Origin of the sequence: Algoriphagus alkaliphilus (genome assembly GCF_900103735.1) — a bacterium.
Taxonomy (GTDB): domain Bacteria; phylum Bacteroidota; class Bacteroidia; order Cytophagales; family Cyclobacteriaceae; genus Algoriphagus; species Algoriphagus alkaliphilus.
Window position 1 is genome coordinate 1 of record NZ_FMXE01000031.1, and the last position, 23,355, is coordinate 23,355.

General features: G+C 37.8%; 18 protein-coding genes and 1 rRNA gene. 4 read left to right on the forward strand and 15 right to left on the reverse strand.

Going from position 1 to position 23,355, the window contains the following annotated elements; translation table 11 throughout:
- Positions 1-185: 185 nt before the first annotated feature.
- Positions 186-297: ribosomal RNA gene (gene rrf, locus BLQ81_RS17370) — 5S ribosomal RNA — on the forward strand.
- A 360-nt stretch (positions 298-657) separates the two neighbouring features.
- Here rrf and BLQ81_RS17375 read toward each other — a convergent pair.
- The 3 genes from BLQ81_RS17375 to BLQ81_RS17385 all read right to left on the reverse strand — a co-directional run bounded on the left by BLQ81_RS17375 (position 658) and on the right by BLQ81_RS17385 (position 4,590).
- The gene (locus BLQ81_RS17375; protein ID WP_175454268.1) at positions 658-1,098 is read right to left on the reverse strand and encodes a DUF1569 domain-containing protein; all 441 of its coding nucleotides are present in this window, start codon (positions 1,096-1,098) and stop codon (positions 658-660) included.
- 77 nt (positions 1,099-1,175) lie between these two features.
- The gene (locus BLQ81_RS17380) at positions 1,176-3,572 is read right to left on the reverse strand and encodes a ribonucleoside-diphosphate reductase subunit alpha (RefSeq protein WP_092732779.1); all 2,397 of its coding nucleotides are present in this window, start codon (positions 3,570-3,572) and stop codon (positions 1,176-1,178) included.
- 37 nt (positions 3,573-3,609) lie between these two features.
- Complete coding sequence (locus BLQ81_RS17385; RefSeq protein WP_092732782.1) at positions 3,610-4,590, reverse strand: ribonucleotide-diphosphate reductase subunit beta; 981 nt, start codon at positions 4,588-4,590, stop codon at positions 3,610-3,612.
- Between the two features lie 589 nt (positions 4,591-5,179).
- Between BLQ81_RS17385 and rplU the strand changes: the two genes are divergently transcribed.
- From rplU to BLQ81_RS17400, 3 genes are all read left to right on the forward strand, one after another.
- The gene (gene rplU, locus BLQ81_RS17390; protein WP_092732785.1) at positions 5,180-5,491 is read left to right on the forward strand and encodes a 50S ribosomal protein L21; all 312 of its coding nucleotides are present in this window, start codon (positions 5,180-5,182) and stop codon (positions 5,489-5,491) included.
- A gap of 35 nt (positions 5,492-5,526) precedes the next feature.
- Complete coding sequence (gene rpmA / locus BLQ81_RS17395; protein ID WP_092732788.1) at positions 5,527-5,787, forward strand: 50S ribosomal protein L27; 261 nt, start codon at positions 5,527-5,529, stop codon at positions 5,785-5,787.
- Positions 5,788-5,936: 149 nt separating this feature from the next.
- Positions 5,937-8,999 (forward strand): WD40/YVTN/BNR-like repeat-containing protein, encoded by a 3,063-nt coding sequence (locus tag BLQ81_RS17400; protein WP_092732791.1) that lies wholly within the window; start codon positions 5,937-5,939, stop codon positions 8,997-8,999.
- Positions 9,000-9,099: 100 nt separating this feature from the next.
- On the opposite strand, the gene BLQ81_RS17405 is transcribed toward BLQ81_RS17400, so the two are convergent.
- The 12 genes from BLQ81_RS17405 to BLQ81_RS17460 form a co-directional block, all read right to left on the reverse strand.
- Positions 9,100-9,390 carry a cysteine peptidase family C39 domain-containing protein gene (locus tag BLQ81_RS17405; protein WP_092732794.1) on the reverse strand — a complete coding sequence of 97 codons (291 nt, stop codon included), beginning with the start codon at positions 9,388-9,390 and terminating at the stop codon, positions 9,100-9,102.
- A gap of 2 nt (positions 9,391-9,392) precedes the next feature.
- Positions 9,393-10,463 (reverse strand): 6-bladed beta-propeller, encoded by a 1,071-nt coding sequence (locus BLQ81_RS17410; protein WP_175454269.1) that lies wholly within the window; start codon positions 10,461-10,463, stop codon positions 9,393-9,395.
- A gap of 305 nt (positions 10,464-10,768) precedes the next feature.
- Positions 10,769-10,993, reverse strand: a complete 225-nt coding sequence (locus BLQ81_RS23170) for a hypothetical protein (RefSeq protein WP_092732800.1) — start codon at positions 10,991-10,993, stop codon at positions 10,769-10,771.
- Positions 10,994-11,223: 230 nt separating this feature from the next.
- Positions 11,224-11,829: a glycosyltransferase gene (locus tag BLQ81_RS17420; protein ID WP_092732803.1), complete on the reverse strand. Its 606-nt coding sequence runs from the start codon at positions 11,827-11,829 to the stop codon at positions 11,224-11,226.
- A gap of 229 nt (positions 11,830-12,058) precedes the next feature.
- Entirely contained in the window at positions 12,059-13,231 is a 1,173-nt protein-coding gene (locus tag BLQ81_RS17425) for a hypothetical protein (RefSeq protein WP_092732806.1), read from the reverse strand.
- Between the two features lie 792 nt (positions 13,232-14,023).
- A complete protein-coding gene (locus BLQ81_RS17430; protein ID WP_175454270.1) occupies positions 14,024-14,698 on the reverse strand; it encodes a glycosyltransferase in 675 nt (224 codons plus the stop codon).
- A 94-nt stretch (positions 14,699-14,792) separates the two neighbouring features.
- Positions 14,793-15,602, reverse strand: a complete 810-nt coding sequence (locus BLQ81_RS17435; protein WP_092732812.1) for a galactosyltransferase-related protein — start codon at positions 15,600-15,602, stop codon at positions 14,793-14,795.
- Between the two features lies 1 nt (position 15,603).
- On the reverse strand, positions 15,604-16,701 hold the full coding sequence (locus BLQ81_RS17440; RefSeq protein ID WP_092732815.1) for a lanthionine synthetase LanC family protein: 1,098 nt from the start codon (positions 16,699-16,701) through the stop codon (positions 15,604-15,606).
- A 25-nt stretch (positions 16,702-16,726) separates the two neighbouring features.
- Complete coding sequence (locus BLQ81_RS17445; RefSeq protein WP_092732818.1) at positions 16,727-18,031, reverse strand: HlyD family secretion protein; 1,305 nt, start codon at positions 18,029-18,031, stop codon at positions 16,727-16,729.
- 2 nt (positions 18,032-18,033) lie between these two features.
- The gene (locus tag BLQ81_RS17450) at positions 18,034-20,235 is read right to left on the reverse strand and encodes a peptidase domain-containing ABC transporter (protein WP_092732821.1); all 2,202 of its coding nucleotides are present in this window, start codon (positions 20,233-20,235) and stop codon (positions 18,034-18,036) included.
- 45 nt (positions 20,236-20,280) lie between these two features.
- Entirely contained in the window at positions 20,281-21,456 is a 1,176-nt protein-coding gene (locus BLQ81_RS17455; protein WP_092732824.1) for a DUF4221 family protein, read from the reverse strand.
- A 174-nt stretch (positions 21,457-21,630) separates the two neighbouring features.
- Positions 21,631-23,085, reverse strand: a complete 1,455-nt coding sequence (locus BLQ81_RS17460) for a vitamin K epoxide reductase family protein (protein ID WP_092732827.1) — start codon at positions 23,083-23,085, stop codon at positions 21,631-21,633.
- Positions 23,086-23,355: the final 270 nt, after the last annotated feature.

Here is a 23,355-nt window from a genome sequence, read left to right on the forward strand (position 1 = left end):
TTGATAGGCTGCAGGTGTAAAGTCAGTGATGGCATAGCTGAGCAGTACTAATTGCCCAAAAACTTACGCTACGTTTGTTACAGTTTCTACCAAATATGTTAAAGACATAAGACATTAGACGAAAAGAAGTTAGACAAGAGAAGAGAGATCTTGATACTTGATACGAGCTACTGAAGTCTTCCAATTTAGGCGGCCTAGCGCAGGGGTCCCACCTCTTCCCATCCCGAACAGAGAAGTTAAGCCCTGCAGCGCCGATGGTACTGGGGTTACACCCGGGAGAGTAGGTCGCCGCCACATTATTCAAAAGCCTTTGGAGCAATCCGGAGGCTTTTTTGCGTTTAAACCCTCCCTGTTTTGAAGGGAAGAAGCAGGAGCGAAACAGGAATACAAGCCTGCCAGAATTTAGATCGCTCGCATCACGTCAAACTCATCCAAGCTTGATCCGGTCTATACTGGTGTGGGCTTTGGGTGTCCAAGTTGCTGTGGACTTTTAAGTTTATGTTATCTTGTTGGCCCTCTGAATTCTTGATTTTAATTATATCTCTAGACAATTGGGATTACTGCCCTAGAAACTTGGATATCTTTCTATTCTTATAGAGAAAAACATTAAGGAAAATAAATTAAAAAGCCCTTCGTTTACGAAAGGCTCCTTTGCTGTTATAATCCAAACTGAATCAAATGATGGTCAAAATGCTTTTGATGAAATCTTTCCCATTCTTCATGATTCAATTTTCCGAACCTTGGGTGGATAGTTTTTTCCTCAGGAAATGAAGTAAAATGATTATTATATTCATCAATACTTTTAAGTAACTCAACTTTCGCAGTGTCTAAATCTGCATATCTTAGATCCAAAAGATTGTTCCCAATGCCGGGTGCCAGGACTCCTTTTGGAAAATTCATAGCCGTGTTGAGGAGGGCGTTTTTTTGTGCAAGTTGCTTTTCCGACGGTTCAAAATCCGGCAATTTTATTCTTCCATAGGAGAGTTTAACAGTGATTGTCAAATGCTCAATCATATGTTGGGCTGTCATAATTCCAAAATCCCCTTTTGTACTCTCGGAGAGCGTGTTTATTCTTGTTTTGATTGTGTCTTCTTCCATGGTTTTGAATTTGGGGATAAAAAAAGCGCTTGATACCATCAAACGCTTTTTTTATCCATTTAACGAACTCTTAATTATTAACTTCCACACATTTCACAACCCTCTGGATCATCCAATGAGCAGGCGATAGCGTCTTGTTTTTGTGTTTTTGCAATTTCGGTTTCATTTACCTTTTCTACTTTTTGGTCAAATGAGGATTTATCAAGTGTAAACTTGATTGCGGCAGTAGCAGCTTGTGACCTTAGATAGTACATGCCTGTTTTTAATCCCTTTTTCCAAGCGTAGAAGTGCATGGAAGTCAATTTACCAAAGTTGGGATCTTGCATAAAGATGTTCATACTTTGAGACTGACAAATATAAGCACCCCGGTCAGCTGACATGTCGATTATGACTTTCTGTGAAATTTCCCAAACTGTTTTGTATAGGTCTTTGATGTTTTGAGGTATTCCAGGGACGTTTAAAACAGATCCATTTGTGGAAATAAGTCTATTCCTCATGTTATCATTCCACAATCCAAGATTGATCAAATCCTTCATCAGATGCTTATTGACCATGATGAATTCACCTGAAAGCGTTCTTCTGGTGTAAAGATTGGAGGTGTAAGGCTCAAAGCACTCATTATTCCCCAATATCTGGGAAGTGGAAGCCGTTGGCATGGGAGCTACTAGCAATGAGTTTCTCATGCCGTACTTTTTCACTTTATCCTTTAACTCACTCCAATTCCACCTGTTTGATTTAGGTGTTACTCCCCACATATCAAATTGAAGGATGCCTTTGGAAGCTGGGCTACCTTCATAGGTCTCATAGGTGCCTTGTGTCTTGGCCAATTCCATAGAAGTTTCAACTGCAGCGAAGTATATTGTTTCAAAAATATCTTCGTTCAAACCTCTGGCTTCTACAGAATCAAATGGCATTCTAAGCATAATGAATGCGTCTGCCAAACCCTGGATACCCAAACCTATAGGCCGATGTCTGAAGTTTGATCTTCTAGCCTCTTCTACCGGATAGTAGTTGACATCAATGACCTTGTTTAGATTTTTGGTAGCAACCTTGGTGATTTCATATAACTTTTCATGGTCAAAATAGAGTTTGCCATCTTTTCCAGTCTGGACAAACTTTGGTAGTGCCAGGGAGGCTAAATTACATACAGCCACTTCATCAGGAGCCGTATACTCAATGATCTCTGTGCACAGGTTAGATGACTTAATTGTACCTAGATTCTTCTGGTTTGACTTTCCATTTGCCGAATCTTTGTAAAGCATATATGGAGTACCGGTTTCAATTTGGGATTCCAGGACTTCAAACCAAAGTTCCTGCGCTTTGATGGTTTCTCTTGCCCGACCTTCACGTTCGTATTTTTCATACAAGCGCTCAAATTCTTCTCCGTGGCAATCTGACAAACCGGGAGCTTCGTTAGGACAGAAAAGAGACCAGTCTTCATTTTGTTCGACCCGTTTCATGAAAAGATCCGGTATCCAAAGTGCATAGAATAGATCCCGTGCACGCATTTCTTCTTTTCCGTGATTTCGCTTTAATTCAAGAAAATCTTTAATATCCGCATGCCAAGGTTCTATATAGATTGCAAAACTTCCTTTTCTTTTACCTCCTCCTTGGTCAACATAGCGTGCTGTCATGTCAAAGTTTCGGAGCATTGGTACTATGCCATTGGATACTCCATTTGTTCCTTTGATATAGCTTCCTTTGGCACGTACATGATGGATAGAAAGTCCTATTCCGCCTGCTGATTGAGATATCTTTGCGCACTGCTTGAGTGTATCATAGATGCCGTCAATACTATCATCCTTCATTGTCAGCAGGAAACAGGAAGAAAGCTGCGGTTTAGGTGTGCCTGCATTGAAGAGCGTAGGAGTAGCGTGTGTAAACCAACGTTCTGAAAGGAGATTGTAGGTTTCAATTACTGATGGAATGTCTTCCTTGTGTATCCCAACAGCCACACGCATGAGCATGTGCTGAGGTCTTTCTACGACTTTGCCATCAAGTCTGATCAGATAGCTTTTCTCTAGTGTTTTAAATCCAAAATAGTCATATCCAAAATCACGCTTGTAATCGATTACCTCATCTAGATGAGCCGCATTCTTTTTAATAATGCCGTACACTTCAGTATCGATCAACTGAGCATTCGCACCAGTTTTAGGATTTACATAAGTATACAGTCTTTTCATCGTGTTGGAGAAAGACTGGCTCGTGGTTTTATGTAGGTTGGATATTGCGATTCTGGCACCTAGTATTGCGTAATCCGGATGACGTACGGTCAGTGAAGCGCATATTTCTGCAGCTAGATTGTCAAGTTCGGATGTTGTAACCCCATCATAAAGACCATCAATTACTTTTTTAGCAACTTCGATAGGTTGGATAAATTTGGGATCAAGTTCGTAACAAAGATTTTCTATCCTTGCCGTGATTTTGTCGAATCTTACCGATTCTCTTCTTCCGTCGCGTTTGATTACTAGCATTCGTTGGTGATTTTAGGATTGATGGAAAAATTGGTCATTAAAAGTCCTCTTCTACTGAAAATCGAGCGGAAGACTCACTTACTTCGGTTGATTTCATTACTCCAGCTTTCTGGTAGTCTCCAACCCTCTTTTCAAAGAAATTGGTTTTACCCTGCATGCCAATCATATCCATGAAGTCAAATGGATTGGTGCTGTTCCATACCTTTTCACAGCCTAATTCCATAAGTAAACGATCGGCTACGAACTCAATGTATTGGCACATCAAGACAGAATTCATTCCGATCAGGCGTACAGGTAGGGCATCTGTCACGAATTCTTTCTCGATAGCTACTGCGTCCATAATGATATCTCGTACAGTCTCTTTTGGAAGTGGATTTACGACATGTTTGGTATATAAATGGCAAGCAAAATCGCAGTGTAGTCCTTCGTCTCTGGAAATCAATTCATTTGAGAAAGTCAATCCTGGCATTAAGCCTCTCTTTTTCATCCAGAAAATAGAGCAAAAGGATCCCGAAAAAAAGATTCCCTCCACAGCGGCAAAAGCAATAAGGCGTTCCTGGAAATTTCCGTTATCGATCCAGCGTAGTGCCCAATCAGCTTTTCTTCTCACACAGTCAATATGCTCGATAGCATTCAAGAGACGATCTCTTTCCACATTGTCTTTAATATAAGTGTCAATGAGTAAAGAATAGGTTTCTGAATGGATGTTTTCCATTGCGATCTGAAAGCCATAGAAAAATTTAGCTTCCGTATACTGAACTTCGGACACGAAGTGTTCAGCAAGGTTTTCGTTTACTATTCCGTCACTGGCCGCAAAAAATGCCAAGACGTGAGAAATGAAATGACGTTCACCATCACTTAGTTTCTTCCAATCTGTAAGATCTTGACTCAAATCAATTTCTTCTGCAGTCCAAAAGCTCGCCTCTGCTTTTTTGTAATACTGCCAGATATCATTGTGTTGAATTGGAAATAACACAAAACGATTGTTATTCTCTACTAAAATTGGTTCCTGCTGCATCTTGCTCTCTGTTGTTTTTTTATTCCTAAAACTTCCTGAAGGATAAATACTGGTCTCCACCTAGACTGGGGATGGAAAAGGCTGCCTCTTCAGAACAGCCTATAAACAAATATGTGAAGCAAAAAGCGAAAAAAAAACCGATTGAGCCCTACAATATGCCATTTTTTAAACATCGGTCAAAAACTAATTAAGTACCAATAAATAAGCTATTTAGAATGGTTCAAGTAAATAAAAGAATTAATTATTTTGATCGCTTAGAGGCTTTAAATTAATTTTCAACATTTCAAAAAAAGTTTTCCACAAGATATTTTGACTAGATTTTTGACCTAAAGTCAGAAAATTTAATGGGTTCAGAATAAAAAGTCCTGCCTGAATACCAGTTCCTTATGTGGTTTTCCTTCAATACTCTTAACCTTTATTTTTCAAATTATTTGCAAAAAGCTATGCGATTTTCTCAAATGAATTCGATTTTCATTTTTCAGACTGCAAAAGCTTTGGGAATAAAGGAGCGATTTCCGAAGAATGTTTTTTTGTTCAAAATCCCTTTCTTATATTTGCACTCCGATTTCGGCAAAAGATATCAATACTCATGTACGCAATTGTAAACATCGCAGGTAAGCAGTTCAAAGTAACAAAAGATCAGTACGTCTATGCTCCCAAGCTAGTCGGAGATGCTGGCGCTTCCGTGGAATTTGACCAGGTTTTATTGGCGGAAGCCGAAGGCACTGTGTCTGTAGGAGCTCCTTTATTAGCAGGAGCCAAGGTATTCGGGAAAATCCTGGATCATGTAAAAGGTGATAAAGTGATTGTCTTCAAGAAGAAGCGAAGAAAAGGCTACAAAAAGAAGAACGGTCACAGACAAGACTTCACCAAAGTTTTGATTGAAAATATTACTCTGTAAGAATTCCCACAACGGAATCATAAACACATAAGAACATGGCACACAAGAAAGGTGTAGGTAGTTCCCGAAACGGTAGAGAATCCCATTCTAAGAGACTGGGTGTGAAGAAATTTGGTGGTGAGGCTGTAATCGCCGGTAACATCATCATTAGACAAAGAGGCACCAAGCATCATGCTGGACTCAATGTAGGAGTTGGTAAAGATCATACACTGTATGCTTTGTCTGAAGGCGTAGTTACCTTCAAGACTAAAGCCGACGGAAGATCTTACGTTAGCGTATTGCCTTCCGTAGACTAATAGAAATCACAGCAAAAAAGCCTCTTCGAAAGAAGAGGCTTTTTTTTTGCCTTTTGGCATCAAGTAAATCACCTTTGATCATTTTTTTGACGATTATTCATTTCATTCTGGCTAATTTTTAAATTGAATTGACACCAATCTTATCCTGAATGAAAAAGTATTTACGAATTGGCTGGTTAGGAATATTCCTGACTTTGCTTTTGGCAGGAAATAACCTGCAAGCCCAGAAAATCCCCGATTCTAAAATCTACGATGCAGTCCAATGGCGACTCGTCGGTCCCTTTCGAGGTGGCCGGGCTGATGGAGTTACCGGAGTCAAAGGCAATGACAAAACCTACTATTTTGCCTCCACAGGCGGAGGAATATGGAAAACCACCAATGCCGGACAAACCTGGAAATCTGTTTCTGACGGCTTTTTTGGAGGTTCGATGGGAGCAGTTGCCGTCGCCGAAAGTGACACGTCTGTAGTCTATGCCGGTGGTGGTGAAAAAACAGTCCGAGGCAATGTTTCCTTTGGATATGGCGTTTGGAAAAGTAGTGATGCAGGAAAAACCTGGGCAAGAGCAGGCTTGGACAAAAGCCGATTTATCTCTCGACTGAGAATTCACCCCACAAATCCTGAGGTAGTTTATGCTGCAGTATTGGGAGATATTTTCAAGCCTGACGCGACTCGTGGAGTTTACAAGACTACCGACGGCGGTCAGAATTGGGAAAAAGTTCTGTTTGTCAATGAGGTCTCCGGAGCAGTGGATTTGATTTTGGATCCAAACAATCCGGAGGTACTCTATGCGACCACTTGGGAATTGAAGCGTACTCCTTATAGCTTGGAAAGTGGCGGGCCAGGATCCAAAATGTTTAAATCCAGTGATGGAGGAAAAACTTGGGATGAGCTTTCTGCCAAAGAAACTTTCCCGAAGGGTACTTTGGGCATAATGGGAATTACCGTTTCACCGGTGAATCCAAATCGACTTTTTGCAATTATCGAAAATGAAAATGGCGGTGTGTACACTTCTAAGGATGCAGGACAAACTTGGGAACGGGTAAATGAAGACCGTAACCTGCGTCAGAGAGCTTGGTACTATTCCCGAATCTATGCCGATACTCAAGATGAGGAGACGATTTATGTGCTCAACGTAGATTACCACCGATCCACTGACGGCGGCAAGACCTTCAAAAACTTCGAAGCTCCACACGGTGACCACCATGACCTCTGGATCGATCCTGCCAACAATCAGCGGATGATCATTGCAGATGATGGGGGCGCTCAAGTGTCCGAAGATGGAGGCGCGAACTGGTCCACGATGATGAATCAGCCAACTTCGCAGTTTTATCGAATCACTACTGACAACAGCTTTCCTTATCGCATCTATGGTGCTCAGCAGGACAACTCAACGGTCCGAATCCGCCACAGAAATGACGGAGGGGCCATCACCGAAAGTGACTGGGAGCCTACAGCCGGAGGAGAATCAGGCTGGATCGCACCCGATCCCTTGGATAGTGATATCGTGTACGGTGGATCGTATGGCGGTCTGTTGACCAGAGAGAATCACCGCACCGGTACTTCCCGCTCCGTCAATGTCTATCCAAACAACCCAATGGGGCATGGGGCCGAGGATATGAAGTACCGCTTTCAGTGGAATTTCCCGATTCTCTTTTCCCCACATGATCCTAAGATGCTCTATACGGCAAGTAATCAGATGCATCGTTCAAACAATGGTGGACAAAGTTGGGAAGTGTTTTCTCCGGATTTGACCAGAAATGACAAAAGCAAGTTGGGCCCATCAGGTGGACCGATCACCAAAGACAACACTTCTGTTGAATATTATGCGACGATATTTACAGTAGCCGAATCTCCGCTTAAAGCTGGAGTGATCTGGGCCGGATCTGATGACGGGCTTGTGCATGTGACTCAGGATAATGGAGCATCATGGCAAAACGTTACTCCGAAAGACATGCCGGAGTGGCTTCAAGTCAACAGTATCGAAGCAAGTCCATTTGCAGCGGGAGAAGCTTATTTTGCTGCAACAGGTTACAAAAGTGGTAATTACGAGCCATACTTATACAAGACAAAGGATTATGGAAAGACTTGGACCAAGATCACTTCAGGAATTGATCCGGAACATTTCACCAGAGTGGTGAGAGCAGATCCCGCGAAAAAGGGAATGCTTTACGCAGGAACGGAAACGGCAATCTATTATTCCAAAGACGATGGATCAAGCTGGCATTCCTTGCAACTGAACCTTCCGATCGTACCGATTACTGACTTAGCGATTAAAGAAAATAACTTGATTGCTGCTACTCAAGGTCGATCTTTTTGGATCATTGATGACTTGACCGTTTTGCATCAGGCAGAAGTTGGCATGGAGAATAAAGCATTCCACCTGTTCAAACCACAGGATTCTTACCGCATCGATGGAATTAAAAAAACCAGTTTGATTGATGGATCCAATCGTCCGGGCGGAGTTTTGATGTATTATTTCCTGAAGGAAAAACCTGCGAATGAATTGAAAATCGAGTTCTTCGATAGCAGCAATACCCCACTAAGAGCTTTTTCTACCAAAGGAATCAACGGAGATACGCTGAAAGTAAAAGACGGTTCGAATGAATTTAACTGGAACCTGAGGGTTGAAAACGCTGTCGGATTTGATAGTCTGATCATGTGGTCAGCAAGTCTTCGAGGGCCAAAAGTAATTCCCGGAACCTACAAAGTGAAAATGACGGTGGACGGCCAAACCCAGGAGCAAATCTTCAAAGTCCTGGCAGATCCACGCTACGAATCCACTCAGGAGGACTTGGTGACTCAATACGACTTCCTGCTGGGTGTGCGCAATAAGCTTACCGAGACGCACGAGACCATCAAGCTGATCCGCGCTTATCGTAGTGAACTGGACTCCCTGGAAACCAAACCGGAAAACCTCGAAGCCATCAAAGCTGAAATGCAGGAGATCGAAGAGACCCTCTACCAGACCCAAAACCGAAGCGGGCAGGATCCGCTGAATTTCCCTATCCGCCTGAACAACAAACTGGCTCACCTGAACTCAGTCGTAGGAAATGGAGACTATCGACCTACTGACGGCGCCGTGGAAGTAAGGCAAGAACTGACGGAGAAGATCGATTTACAGCTAGCTCGATTCCGAAAGCTGGAACGAGAGCAGATTTCCCGACTCCTCAATATCGAGGAAATGAAAACCAAGCTTGAAATCAAAAAGTAATTAAAAGACCTCCAATTTGACCTGTCAGGTTTTCAAAACCTGACAGGTCTATACTGACCAAAACTCTTGAATTCAATTTCTTAGAGATGAATCAAAACCTTCAAAAAGGATTCCTGAAAATCAGTAACCCCGGTTCGTCGTCAAAAGACACTGCCAGGTAAAAAGTCGACTCTCTGAGGAACATTTTCTTGGGTTTGATTTTGAGCCCATCCAACAGGAGCTTTCTTTTCGTGCTTAAGTCCAAGCTGTTTCCTTTCCTAGTCGTCACCGATATTTCCCGGATTTCTTTTAAGGAAATGAGCTTCCCATAGTGCTTTGCGATTATCAACAAGCAAGTGGGTCCACAGTCTTTGGAATCGGGTTGTTTGTAATATGGAAAGGAGGAGTTCAAACTTATTTCAATTCAACTAATGATATGATTGGGTTCAATTCTTCCATGCCTTTAACATTTAACTTGTTTAATTTTACATAATAGAATAAATTATTTTCTAGATTCAATGGCCTTAAAAATACTGTATCCCTTTCTGGATCTATGAATCCTTTTTTTAGACTATAGCCAATAGAATTTTTTTTATCAAAAAAATACATTATTCTATTTGATCCCAAATCAAACTCACCAATAATATATGATTTGGAATTAATTATATTGTAAATCTCAATTTTTTTTTGTCCCTTAATTATTTCTTGATACGACTTAAAACCTAAAATTGAATTTGGTATAAAACGATCTCCAATAATTTCATATAAAGTGTCGCGAAGAACTAACTCGTTTCCAAAAATTGGAGTATAAATGAATGTTCTATCTCCAAAATTTGAAATATAATCTTTGTGTAAATAGTCTGAAAAATTACTAGAATTCATTATTACGTTTCTAAATTCCAATGTGTCAATTAAATTAAATTCTGAATCAAGTTTAAATAGATTTGTACTATACCTGAATCCAGTATTTTCTTTGACTGCTTGCTGTTGAGATATTACACACAGATTGCCATCTAAAAGAAATAATTTGTTGATGAAAAATGGAAATTTAATCTCATAAATATAGTTATGATTACTCGAGAATACTAATATTTTATAACCTGATCCAATATAAATTTTTCTACGAGTATTGTCAAATACAAGAGAGGGAAAAAATTCATATTGACCTGGGCCATCTCCTAGACCAGAAATTTTTTTAATAAATCTCCCATTTAAATCAAAAATCAGTAGATTTTTGGAAAAGTCTGTTATATATAAATGTTCGTTTTCAAGCTTAACATCTACAATATATGTTAAAAAAGAATTTTGATTCGTCTCTAATTCAACATGTTGAATGGAACTTAAGAAATCAACCAACTTTAATTGTTCATCTATATTCTCACTAACTAATAGAGGAGATAAATTATTGGATTGCTTTTCAGAACAACTTAAAACTAGATAAATAAGTATAGGGTAAAGCCAAAAACATAGGGTTCTATTTTTCATAATTTTGTAGATAATTTTACTTATAGAATCGAAAAAACACTTATGGATATCAATTAGTTTGATAGATATCATAAATATCAATCAGTTTATTTAGTAAATCTTATAAAATTTTGTACATTTATGTTGCTATTTTGTTAGTAATACGTATTAAGTTGATGACTTATTAGATAATATTTTGATAAATTAAAAAATTGATTTTATATATTTTACGGTGTTTATGACAAATATGGAATATTTATATTTAAGTGCTCTCATGTATTTAATGAGGCTGTCTTCGGTTATTAAGACAGCCTCTATTAAGTTAACTAACTACAATGAGGAGGATTTTCATGAGTACAGGGTGGATACATCGCATTAAGTGCTTCCTCTGTTGTACTAGCTACAACTGTTTTGGAAGTTGTAGCTTCTTGGTCCCTGCAATAGCAAGTGTAACCTTGTCCTCCAGACCCACCATAAATGTTTGCCATTTGACTTCTTTGAAGTACTTCTTCCGAAGCAAGCTTCAATTTTCCTAAGTTTAACCTTTTCATTTTTTTTTATTTGTTTGTTCTTTCTAAAACAGGCTTTCTGTTTCTTTCCTATGTGAATTAAAAAAAAGAATATGTTCAAGCCTATACCATATTTACTAAGTTTTAGTAAATATTTACTAAGATGATGATTTTATTTTATACCTATTTGTTGGTTTGTTTCAAGATTTTTCCTAAAAAATATTAAGATGGTAAATTAATTTTAATGTTGTGATTTTTGTAGAGGAATTTTTCTATTGATTTTTGAAATATGATCTGATCAGTTCCTCATAAGCGCTATCATGGCTAAATGTCATGGATTTGTCCATTAAATTTCTTCTCCACATTTCATTCCATAAGTGGATTGTAAAAGTTTCTTCTGTAATGATGTCCTTCAAAGGTTTATTAATTAAATCTGGACATTTCCAATAATCCAGTGGACAAATCACCTCAGGGTCTACAACAAACTCTTCCATTCCATATTTTAGCACCGCCTGTGTTAGTAATTTGGGGCCAGTTACTCCCCAATACAATTCCTCCGGATTTTTATTTAGTGCTATGTTGTAACAATACTCTATTACTGGAGAATTTTTTGGTGCTTTGATAAAACAGTTGTTTACTTGTACTCTTTCATCCGGTAAACGCTCAGAGGCAAATAAATAATCTTCCGCTGTAGAAATTGGTTTTATGCAGATAATGTCCAAATCACTCCAAATACTCCCTTTTTCTAAAAGGAGCTTGTATCTGAATAAATTAGCAAAGCCAGCATAGCTTCCATTATTTTTGTATTTGAAAATTTTTTCTGCTGGAATAATCTTATTGGCATCATGTATAGTTACGCCATTTGGTATATCTACCAATTCCCAGTAAAGGTATAGATGAATTTCCTAAAATTAAATTTTTCATAATTTTTTATTTCTTATATGGTTACACTATTCCACTTGGACCTACAAGGACTCCGTTGGATCTTATAAATTAATTTGGAAGAATCCTTAACGAAATCCAATCCCTTATTCACTGATTTATTAGTAAGAAATTACTAAAACACACTCCTATCCCTTAGGAATTCATATCAAGAGAACTAGGGTGCTATTCTTTTCTAATAGTATAGATTTCATATTGTATAAAGTCCTGTTCTTCGACAGGATCAATTCGAAAAAGAAGCCTATTTCCAAGCATACTTAATTTGAGACTACCACGAAGAGGCGGCGACAACTCAGGTATCACTTGAACTCCATCCTTGAACAAGATAAACCGATGGAAGTATGAGTCATTGGCATAGATATATCCTGGATTCGATATTTTCTTTTGCTCGTACAAACCACTTGGAACCGTTGTAATGTAGTCGAGTAATAAAGTCTGATCATCCAGAAGATGAATTTTATGATTTTTTGAAATCAAAAGTACCTTTTCATTATAGATTGGGAAATCAGATCTTACTAGTTTTTTTGAACTTAGGTTAATAAAATCTTCGTGATCAATTCCAATCCTACTAACCACCTTCCCTGAATATGGATCGTAGACAGTGATCTCGTTATCCAGTGTTCCCGTTAAAAAAATCTTGTTTTTTTTGATTCCAACCGCATAAACAGGCCCAAAAAGAGTAGACACGGAAAGATCGATATATTCAGAAATACTTCTGTCGGATAGCGGGGAAATCTGATAGGTAGTATCGGTACCCCACGGAAGTATCTCAATCAACTTGCTGTCATAAAAACCATAATCCATTTTGTAGTATTGAGGAACACTCTCTGGATTGACAATGAAATAGGGAGCTGAAAGAATGGAATCGACAAAAAAATAGTTTAATAACTCAGCTCTATTGTACAAGGTAGTAGATACAATAGGAAAGTATTTCTTCCTATATACTATCTCTAATTCTTTATTTATTTCCAAAATTTCAACGTTTGTCAACGCCCAAATATTGCCCACAGGAGAAAAGGAAAGCGAATTCAAGCTCGCCATAGACTGTCCGGGGCCTTCCCCTACTAGGTTTTTACTAACAACAATATCTCCCCGTTCATTTACAATAACAATCTCCATTCCGCCGGAAATTAGAGTATACCCAAGGAAAAGCCGATCTTTTGCATAGTAATCGATGAGCTCAACAGATAATAGAGAATTAATTTTCAATTCACTTTCCTTCTCAAGGTAGTATTTATCAGTTCGCTTATCAACTCTATCTCCGCTGCAAGAATAATGAATTGCAAGTATGGAAATCCAGAGATATCTTTTTATTAAACATTCAAATTGATTTTTCATCTGATTACTTGATTTGTTTTTTAACAAACGATCAATATATAAATTAAATATGTCAACAATATAATTCAAATTGAAAATATAAATTTATGAATTAATACCTTGAAAAAGCGGATAGCTTTGATACACTTGTCAATAAAATAATTTCTAGTATTTTACCTTACTAAATTAATAAACAAAATCTTTATAGTTTGAATTATTATTTTTATAATGAAGATAAAGTAGGACGGGATTTGGCCCATAAATACTACACTATATATTTAAAGAAGGAGGCCTAGGCCTCCTTCTTTAAATATATAGTGAATCTGGGAAAACTATCCAAATTGAATCACCAACAAGAACAAGATTGGGGACCACCATTATCCTGACAAAAAAATGTCACAGTATCTCGATCGCAATTATCGGTATTTCCTCCGCAGCCTTCAACGCAATTCGTCCAACAATTCTGACTACTCCCTAACCCCCCGTAAATACCAGCCATATGCTCTCGCTCAAGAACCTCCTCAGAGGTAAGCTTCAATCTTCCTAAATTTAACTTTTTCATTTTTTTAGTTGTTTAATGTTTTGAAACAGATTCTCTGTTTCTTTCCTTAAGCCAATTTCTGAAGATCATAAAATAAAGCCTATTCCTTTTTTACTAAGTTTCAGTAAATATTTACTGAAAAAGTCGTATATGTATAGTTAATTTTATCTTTTTTGAAGAATTATTTCAGGTTTTACGATTTTTCCCACTACTATTTATTTATTCAGACTTATGATATAATTTTAGCAATTAAATTTCATTCCATTTTTTTATCACTGAATGATCGAAAACATATTGTTAAGTACCTCATAAGCGCAATTCGGGTCAAATGTCATGCATTTGTCTAAGGAATTTCTTTTCCACATTTCATTCCATAAGTGAACTGTAAAAGTTTCTTCGGTAATGATGTCATTCAAAGGCTTAGTAACCAAATCTGGGCAATTCCAATAATCCAAGGGGCAGATTACCGCTGGGTCTAATACATATTCTTCAAGCCCAAATTGTAAAACAGCCCGTGTGAGTAATCTTGGCCCGGTTTCTCCCCAATGCAGTTCTTCCGGTTTTTTATTTAAAGCAATATTGTAACAATATTCTATTATCGGTGAATTTCCAGGTGCTTTGATAAAACAGTTGTTGACTTGCACACTTTCATCCGGTAATCGCTCAGAGGCAAATAAATAATCTTCCGCTATAGAAATTGGTTTTATACAGATAATATCCAAATCACTCCAAATACCCCCTTTTTCTAAAAGCAGCTTGTATCTGAATAAATTAGCAAAGCCAGCATAGCTTCCATTATTTTTGTATTTGAAAATTTTTTCTGCTGGAATAATCTTATTGGCATCATGTATAGTTACGCCATTTGGTAAGTCTAGTAAATCCTCGTAAAGGTATAAATGAATTTCATTGGAATTAAATCGGAAGGATTTTAGGCTTAATAGTTCCATTTTTGATAATTTGTTTCCAGCCCAAAGGGTTTGTATTGCGTTGTTTCCATTCATAACCTATTTCAAAATATCTTTTCAGGGATTGTTTCTAGAGTTAAGTAATTATGTTAATCTGATCAATATTTAGTTTATCTTGATACTTTATTTCCTTCCTCAACTCTTCTTTTGACATGGCAAGATTTCTATTTAGTTCTGTCATCTTTCTGGAATCTTGGTTTGGGCTGTGAAATTTGCTGTTTATCCCACGTTCATGTGTAAGATGATACAATTCGCCTTCAACATGCTGATGCCTATGACCCAAAATCTTCCAACGATTCACCCGGTCTCCGTCTTCTCTTCCCCAACCATAGAATTTTTCATTCTCCATCCCTGATTCAATATAAGTTTTCCGGTGGGCCAGAAATGTTCCACCTACTGGGTTGGGAGTGTACAAGGGCTTCATTTTACCCTTGTGCATTTCCAAAATATCAATATCGCGTGATTGAATATATAGATCTCTTATTATATCTGATGTATCCAAAAACTTATCCTTGAAAGGAGTGACAAAGTCAACTTCTCTTTTTCTCAATAGCTCAACAGCTTTGTTAAGCTGTTTAATGGGAATTATAATATCCGTATCCCACACAATGATATACTCGGAGTCGACTGACTTAACCAATTGATTAATGTATCTGGTCCGATGAAAGATAGTATCCATATCTTCGATAAAAACGTGGTTTACCTCTTGAGGCAATAACCTGTTAAGCAATCCGGTATTCCTTCCCGCAGCCTCCAATACGCTTACGTGGGTATTAAAATTAGCCTGTATATAGCCAATAGTGATTAATGTGTTCTCCAAACGATTGACTGTATCAATCCGCAAGGGAATCAAAAATGTAAAGTCGGTTAAATTAATCTTTTTCATATCACCCTGTTTTTACGATTTCAGATTTTTTCTCCACCTCCAAATCCGCCACGTCGGATAGGCTCTCCAATAAAGTCCAACCAATCCCAGGTAACCCTGATACCAGTCCGATACTTTTTTTAAAAAGACTGTAAAAGACTTCCTCTCCCCAGCATTCTGATTTATTGATTTTACGAAAAATTAGCTTATCTGACGGTATAAAGGAATCATCTCCGGTGATTTCAGCAATCATTTTTGAAATCAATCTCAAACCACTCACCCCATCCAAAACACAGATGTTTAGGTTTTTACATTCTGTGTTGAAAATCGTCTTTACATCGATGTTGCTTTTCAAAAAGGAGGCATGCCTTTTCAAAATAGGATGCTCGATCTCTTTCAAAACTGATTCGATTCCCAGTACCAGATATATTCTATTGCTATGGAGATTTGGAAAAAGGGAAATCAGAGATGGAAGCAAGTAGTCCAGAATTCTTTCCGCTTTGAAGGCGTTGACTTGTAGTTTTTTCGACTTGGCCAATAGTATCAGTGCCAGAGGGAGATCCCAAAAGATGCTGAAAAGCTGTGGTTCTCGGTTTTGTAGCTTCTCTTCTTCAACCAATTGCCCTAGGTGATTGAGCAGTTCGGCTCCAAGCTTTTGAAAAATATAAATATTGCTAGTATGACCAGACTTTAAGGAATTCTCTAAGCGGTCAAGGCAATAAAGCAGATAACCGATAATGCCGTTTCTTACATTTGCAGCGAGCTTCCCTTTTTGATCTTCCAAAAACTTAAAAATCCTATCGTCCAGCTCCCCCAAAGTATCGTCCAGATCCGCTTCCACAAAATCTGAATTGACCAGATAACTGATGCCATAAGCTATACCTGCCAGACCATTTTCGAAATCAGCAGGAAGTTTGGCTTGACCCAACTTTTCAAAAATCTCACCTACCAGATTCTCCGCTGCCTCAAGGAACTCCTGATTTTCGGTTTTCCTTGCCAAATGATAGAAGTAGATACTTAAACCCAACTTTCCGTGCAGCAAGCCCAACCCATTTTCCCCTTTGGCATTTTCCACCAGATATCCGTTGATCTCATGAAGTTTTTCCAATGCTTGTTCCATCGCTTATTATTAATTGCTTGATTAACTAATACTCGGTTATTGATTTTAGTTTGAAAAACAGTCTTTCCGCCACACTCAGGTCTTCTGTTATGATTTCCGCCGTACCCAGCAGTTCTTGCTTTAGCTGAATATCCTTTCCGTAGGAGGTTTTTGTTCCCTCAGGAAGGGAGCTATACACCACATAATTTCCTTCTTCATCAGGGGAGACTGATATACTGCCTACTTCCCCTCTAAGGGTTCCGAACTGCTGAAAGGGGAAATTATCAAGCTTGATCAATACCCGCTGCCCCATGGAGATTTTGCCCGTATTTTGCGAAGAGACAGTCATTTTGCCCAGGAGTTCTGACCTCTGGTCAGGTAGTATGGTAAAAACGTGCTCACCTGCCTGAACAAATTGATGTTCTCCCCAGACTCCCTGGAAGCTGACCTCTCCATTGGTGGAGGAAATCAGCACATAATTACGCTCCCATTCCTTCACAGCCCGCTTCAAGCCATGATAGGACTGGATAAGACTAATTAATGCCCTGGATTCATCCTGCTCCTTGGATACCTGAGTGCTTTTTAGGGTTTGCCCGGCATTAACCAAAGCTTCTTGAAGTTGGGAAATTGATATCGCCATTCCATTGACCTGTTCCTGCACCTGAAGATATTCCATCTCCCGGCTCTCAAAGTCTTTGGCCGCGATTACCCCACCTTCATAGAGCATCTTATTTCGTTTGAAGTCCGTCTCTACCAAAATAACCTTTCTCTCCAGAATCTCCTTTTGGGCCAATTGGCTAGTAAGCCTTTCATGGATTTCCAGGATGGACAGCCGATTCCCTTCCAGCTGGACTTGGGATGGCTGAAGCCTTTCGAGAAGTCTGAATTCCATATAGCCTCGTTCAAACTCCACAAATGCCAGTTCTATTTCCCCCAAGACCACATCCGAAAGAGAATCTAGAGGAAAGAAAAACCCGTTATTTTTCCCAAAGGGAATCTCATCCAGTATCTTTTTCAGTAACAGTACACTGTGAACGTCAGCAGTACTTTTTATGCTGGCCAATAGCTGACCAACCTTAACTTTTTCGCCATTGCTCACCCATATTCTATCGATCTGCCCTGAGGTTCTGGCTATCATTTTTTCGGTTGGTTCCACCGTGGTTACCATTACCCTAGACATGATAAAATCAGGATATTTGATAAAAAAGGACAAAAAAATCAAACCGCAGGTAATCAAAAACACCAGTGTGATCCCCCACCGAATCAGCCATGCCGGAGGTGTCGTAATAATCTCCTGGACCTCCTCGGATCTGAGCTGTAGATTGTCAATAGTATGGGGATTTTCGGGCATGCCTAGTTTTCTCTGATTTTTTCCAGTTCCAATTGATTCTTCACCAGATCGTAATACACTCCCGTTTGTAAAACCAATTCTTCATGGGTTCCTGTTTCTTTAATTTCCCCTTCATCCATTACAATGATCTGATCCGCATTTTTTACCGTACTGAGTCGGTGGGAGATGATGAAGACCGTCTTCCCTTTCAAAAACCGATTTAAGTTTTCCATCACAACACGCTCATTTTTGGCATCCAAGGCAGAGGTTGCTTCGTCAAAAAAGAGGATCTCCGGATTTTTATAAACTGCACGGGCAATAAACAAACGTTGCTTTTGCCCGGTACTGATCCCTACACCCTCATTTCCGATTTTGGTATTGAATCTCAGGGGGAGGGATTGGATAAAGTCATAGATATTGGCAGTTTGTGAAGCCATGACCAGTCGGTCATGATCAACAACTTCCTCTCCTACTGCAATATTACTGGCAATGGTATCATTGAATACATACCCTTCCTGCATGACCACCCCGCAATGGGCTCTCCAGCTCCGGGGCGAGATGGATTCCAAGCCATGTCTTCCGTAGCTGATTTCCCCTTTGGACGGCTCATAAAATTTGAGGAGGAGCTTCATCAGGGTAGTTTTTCCGCATCCGCTGGCCCCTACTATTGCTGTGATTTTTTGGGCAGGAATTGAAAGGCTTATTTCTTTGAGGACATTTTCCTCAGCTCCCAAGTAACGAAAGCTGAGCTTGTGGACACTCATATTCTCTCCGGGGGTGATCTCATGTACCAGCTGCCTGTCACGGCTTTCCTCATCTTCCTTGTCGTGGATCTCATTGAGCCGCTCCAAACTGATCTTGGCATCCTGATAGGTACGTACAAAGGTCACTATTCCCATAATCGGACCGTTCAGTTGGCCGATGATATACTGAAGAGAAAGCATCATCCCCAGTGTAAGCTGGCCCTCTATCACCAGGATCGCTGAGGCAAAGGTGACCAATATGTTTTTCAGCTCGTTGATTACTGAAGATCCCACTCCCTGGGTCTGCTCCAAAGCGAGTGTCTTGATCGACACTTGAAAAAGACTGGCCTGTACAAACTCCCATTTCCAACGTTTTTGGGTTTCGGCATTATTCATCTTGATTTCCTGCATGCCGTTGATCAGTTCGATCACGGTACTCTGCTCCTTGCTGAGCTGGGCAAAGCGCATGTAATCCAGCTCTTTTCTCCGCTTCATAAAATAGAGAATCCAAAAAATATAAAGCGCACTACCTCCCATGAAAATCAGAAAGATATGGAGACTGTAGTACACCAACACAGCACCAAATACAAACAGATTGAAAAAAGAAAACAAGGTGTTTAAAGAGGTGCCTGTCAGAAGAGTCTCTATCCTTCGATGGTCTCCGATCCCCTGCATGATATCCCCGGTCATCCGTGTGTCAAAGAATGAAATGGGAAGATTCATCAGCTTGATAAAAAAGTCAGAAACCAGGGAGATATTGATCCGGGTACTGAGGTGGAGCAGTATCCAGCTTCGAAACACCTCAACGCTGGTCCGTCCAAAAAACAACATCACCTGTGCTATCAAGACCAGATAGATAAACCCGATATTCTGGTTTTGAATCCCGATATCTACGATACTCTGGGTCAAAAATGGAAAAATCAGCTGGAGTAAACTGCCTACCAGCAAACCGATGCCCAGTTGGACAATCAAACTTTTATATTTGAACAGGTACTTGAAAAGAAAGCCCAGGGAACGCTTATCTGTATTTTCCCATTTCAATTTTTTAAACCTGGGAGTCGGTTCAAGAAGCAAAGTAATTCCTTCCTTACTTTTCTCTGTGGCATTATTCCCAATCCAACGTGATACAAACTCTTCTTTTGTCAGAGTGATCAATCCATAAGCCGGATCTGAAAGAAAAACCTTACCATTTTCTATTCGATAAACTACTATAAAATGTTTATTGTCCCAATGGACGATTAGGGGCATTTGGGCTTGTTTTAGCCTATTAAAATCCAATTTTACCCCTATAGTCTTAAACCCCATTTCTTCAGCCGCATCGCTGAGTTTAAGCAAATTGCTTCCTGAACGAGTAGTCTCTGAAAGATTTCGGATTTCTTGTAGGGATATAAGCTTACCATAGTACTTAGCAATAATCCTTAGACAGGTAGGTCCACAGTCTTTTGAATCGGGTTGTCTGTAAAAGGGGAAATTGATGCTCAAAATATAGGTATGTTTATAATACGAAATATAGATAAATACGTAAAATTACAAATTATTGAAATTAAAATGAAGTCTTACAAATGCCATTTCATCATTAATATTTAAATAGCAATAAAGAATGTTGTCAATAAAAAATGATTTTCCAAAAAATAATCTAAATGAATTAGTTCCATTAATATTTAACATTTCCTCATGAATTAAAGAAAAATTTTTATCAAAGATAGCTAACACATGCTTATAATTCTTTTCACCATTTACATAACCAGAATGTTCTTGACTAAATCGGTAGAATAATCCATTCTTAGAATCTTGAATAATTGGACCAAAATTAACTTTATCAAATTTATCACTAACCATATTATCAAAACTTTCTTCATCATTATTTGCAATCAAATTTCTTTTACTATTAGAATCAGAAGTGAAAGAACTTGTGAAAAATAAGTGACTTAAACTATCTTTGGAATAATCATAGTATAAAACTTCATTTCTTACTGAGTTAGATATAATAACATTTGATTCGTGCCAAGAAATATAATTAGAAGCAGATGACGTTCTTTTTATTTCATCACCTATCTTCAACCTAATATCAAATTCATTCAAATCGTTCAATGATTCAATAGGTATAATTTTTAAGGAAAGACTAACCAAATCAACAATTGCTATACCTAACAACCTGCCTCCAATCTCTGGAAATTCTCGATAAAATGTAACATACTTTGACCCAGTGGCACTAATTTTACCCATTGGATCCATATCAACCTTATCGGGCAATCTATCCCCACTTAGAAAACTCTTATCAATTCTAACACTAGATATTTTATTGTTTGAAGAATCCAATACATGAACAATATATTGATCTAAAAAAAACACGTTTCCATTAGACCCTTTTTTGATTCCAGATGTAAATAAAGTCCGTATACTATTAGGGCCATCGAAATCATATTGAATCACTTCAGTCAACTCTCCTTTTAAAATATCTATAACCTCAACTTCTCCATTATATGGATTTAGGTTATACAATTTATTATCATATTCGGAAAAGTCGGACATAGTTAACCCCATATTCAAGAACAGAAAATGATCATTTCTCTCAATAATTACTGTGTCAAAATGATAGTCAAGTTGAATATCGATTGATTTAACAATTTCCTTATTTGCTTTTTCACAAGAAGTAATAGCAATTAATCCAAGGACTCCCAATTTTATCAAATTTCTAATCATGTCTATTAGTTTAAGTATAAATGAATATTAATTCAAGACTCCAGATCAAGAAAGAAACTTTTCACCGATCAATTCAGGAGTTAAGGAAATCAAATCTTTAACCTGATAATTGGGAGACAATATGTAGCCATTAAAAAATGTGGTAGGAGTTCTATAAATGCCAGCTGAAACAATCTAATTAAGTTGCCTTTGATCTATTTCCTTGCCAATCTTAAAATCAGACTTCAATGGGTAACTTTCCATAAATTTACCTAATTCACGAATTTTAGACCAATTCATTAAAAAATCTATTGTTTCTATATCTTGATAATTTGATCCTTTTATCTTTTGAGCCCAGTATTGAATCAAATATTCACCTGTTGTTGGATCTTTATCAATATCTTTCCCTGACACTTTGAACCGAAAGGTAATATGATAAATATTTGGAAACAATTGAAAAAGATTAATAATCTTATAAAAATGTTCCCTACAAGGCTTACAATATAGATTTTTTACAACTAATATTTTTATTGGATTGTCAATATTTCCTATCGAGATTTCATTTTCAAAACACTCTGTATCATAATAAGACTGATTATAAACATAGGACTTAAAAACAGATTCAGAATTTACAATCCTTCTTGAAAGATTTAAATTATGTTCTAGTTCTTTCAAATCATCTGATTTATTTTTTACTAGCAAAATACAAAGTAGAATTAAAAAAAATACAAAAGAAAAGGCGACAGTTGGTGATATAATATTACTATTGAAATTCATTTTTTCATCATTGAAAAACCAATACTGGATAAACAACAACACTAAAACGCTATCTATAATTAAACAAAATTTACACCATGCTTTCAATTTGAAATATTGAATATACAATGACCAAAGCACTATCGGGATGTTTGCTAAAAACAAATAAAACAAAAACGAACTGAGTTGCAAAAGGAGATTCTGTTGGTAACCTACAAACACTAAACTCACTAACAATGCTGCGAAATATGATGTTGACACATTCGTTAAACTTACATTTTTAAAAACTCGGGAATAATTTGATGTTGTTACCAAGTCACAATCTAAATTTTTCCCTCCTTTACAAAACTGCTCTATTTCTCTTGAATTAACACCAAATTCTTTGGCCTGCAAAAACATACTTGATACTATTCCTGCAAAAGCCAGTAAAACAGTAGTGTTAAATCCTCTCTCTAAACCGAAAAACATAGATCCAATTACCACTATAAACAGGCATACTAAAACTAAGGATAACATAAATTTAAAAAGCCTTTCCTTTTTATAAGTATTGTAATGATCTGAATTTTTTAGTATAAAATTATCTTCCGCTGTTATCACAACCACAATCCCTTCCCTATCATTTCCAATTTCTTTCAAAAGGTCTAAGTCGCTTTTATTCTTAACAAATTTGAATTCTTCCTCAGCATCTAAATAGATCAAAAATGGAAAATCTAATGAATAAATTTTAACCTTACTCAATTTACAGGCATAATATTTAAGTCCAATTTTGTTAAGTGCATCATAAACACTTATTTCTTTTGGATAATTTGGATTTGACTTAATTAAATTTCTTAAAAAAATTTTTGAATATTTTATTCCGATAAAATCTAAGTATTCATTTATAACCTTTTCCATTCTGAACTATTTTGAGGCTTCCAATAATTTTAAAGACTCCTCTTCTATTTTTTTAGAAGAGGAGATACTTTACTTAATCATCACATCCAGATTCTCCTGCTTTTCTATAAACACACAGACATGAAAATCCTGGTCCCGTATTCTCAAAACATGACCAAGGCGCCCCACCAGCTGGTGGATCATCCTTACATTTTCCGCAAGTGCCACCGTCTTCTCCTGAACCTCCAATTATTGAAATTAATTGTGTTCTACTAATCAATTCCTCATTAA

Coding starts and splice junctions, on each gene's coding strand:
- BLQ81_RS23170 (WP_092732800.1), bottom strand. CDS start 10,993: ATGAAAAGGTTAAACTTAGGAAAATTGAAGCTTGCTTCGGAAGAAGTA.
- BLQ81_RS17400 (WP_092732791.1), top strand. CDS start 5,937: ATGAAAAAGTATTTACGAATTGGCTGGTTAGGAATATTCCTGACTTTG.
- BLQ81_RS17410 (WP_175454269.1), bottom strand. CDS start 10,463: ATGAAAAATAGAACCCTATGTTTTTGGCTTTACCCTATACTTATTTAT.
- BLQ81_RS17425 (WP_092732806.1), bottom strand. CDS start 13,231: ATGAAAAATCAATTTGAATGTTTAATAAAAAGATATCTCTGGATTTCC.
- BLQ81_RS17460 (WP_092732827.1), bottom strand. CDS start 23,085: ATGGAAAAGGTTATAAATGAATACTTAGATTTTATCGGAATAAAATAT.
- rpmA (WP_092732788.1), top strand. CDS start 5,527: ATGGCACACAAGAAAGGTGTAGGTAGTTCCCGAAACGGTAGAGAATCC.
- BLQ81_RS17385 (WP_092732782.1), bottom strand. CDS start 4,590: ATGCAGCAGGAACCAATTTTAGTAGAGAATAACAATCGTTTTGTGTTA.
- BLQ81_RS17430 (WP_175454270.1), bottom strand. CDS start 14,698: ATGGAACTATTAAGCCTAAAATCCTTCCGATTTAATTCCAATGAAATT.
- BLQ81_RS17455 (WP_092732824.1), bottom strand. CDS start 21,456: ATGATTAGAAATTTGATAAAATTGGGAGTCCTTGGATTAATTGCTATT.
- BLQ81_RS17440 (WP_092732815.1), bottom strand. CDS start 16,701: ATGGAACAAGCATTGGAAAAACTTCATGAGATCAACGGATATCTGGTG.
- BLQ81_RS17445 (WP_092732818.1), bottom strand. CDS start 18,031: ATGCCCGAAAATCCCCATACTATTGACAATCTACAGCTCAGATCCGAG.
- BLQ81_RS17380 (WP_092732779.1), bottom strand. CDS start 3,572: ATGCTAGTAATCAAACGCGACGGAAGAAGAGAATCGGTAAGATTCGAC.
- BLQ81_RS17435 (WP_092732812.1), bottom strand. CDS start 15,602: ATGAAAAAGATTAATTTAACCGACTTTACATTTTTGATTCCCTTGCGG.
- rplU (WP_092732785.1), top strand. CDS start 5,180: ATGTACGCAATTGTAAACATCGCAGGTAAGCAGTTCAAAGTAACAAAA.
- BLQ81_RS17375 (WP_175454268.1), bottom strand. CDS start 1,098: ATGGAAGAAGACACAATCAAAACAAGAATAAACACGCTCTCCGAGAGT.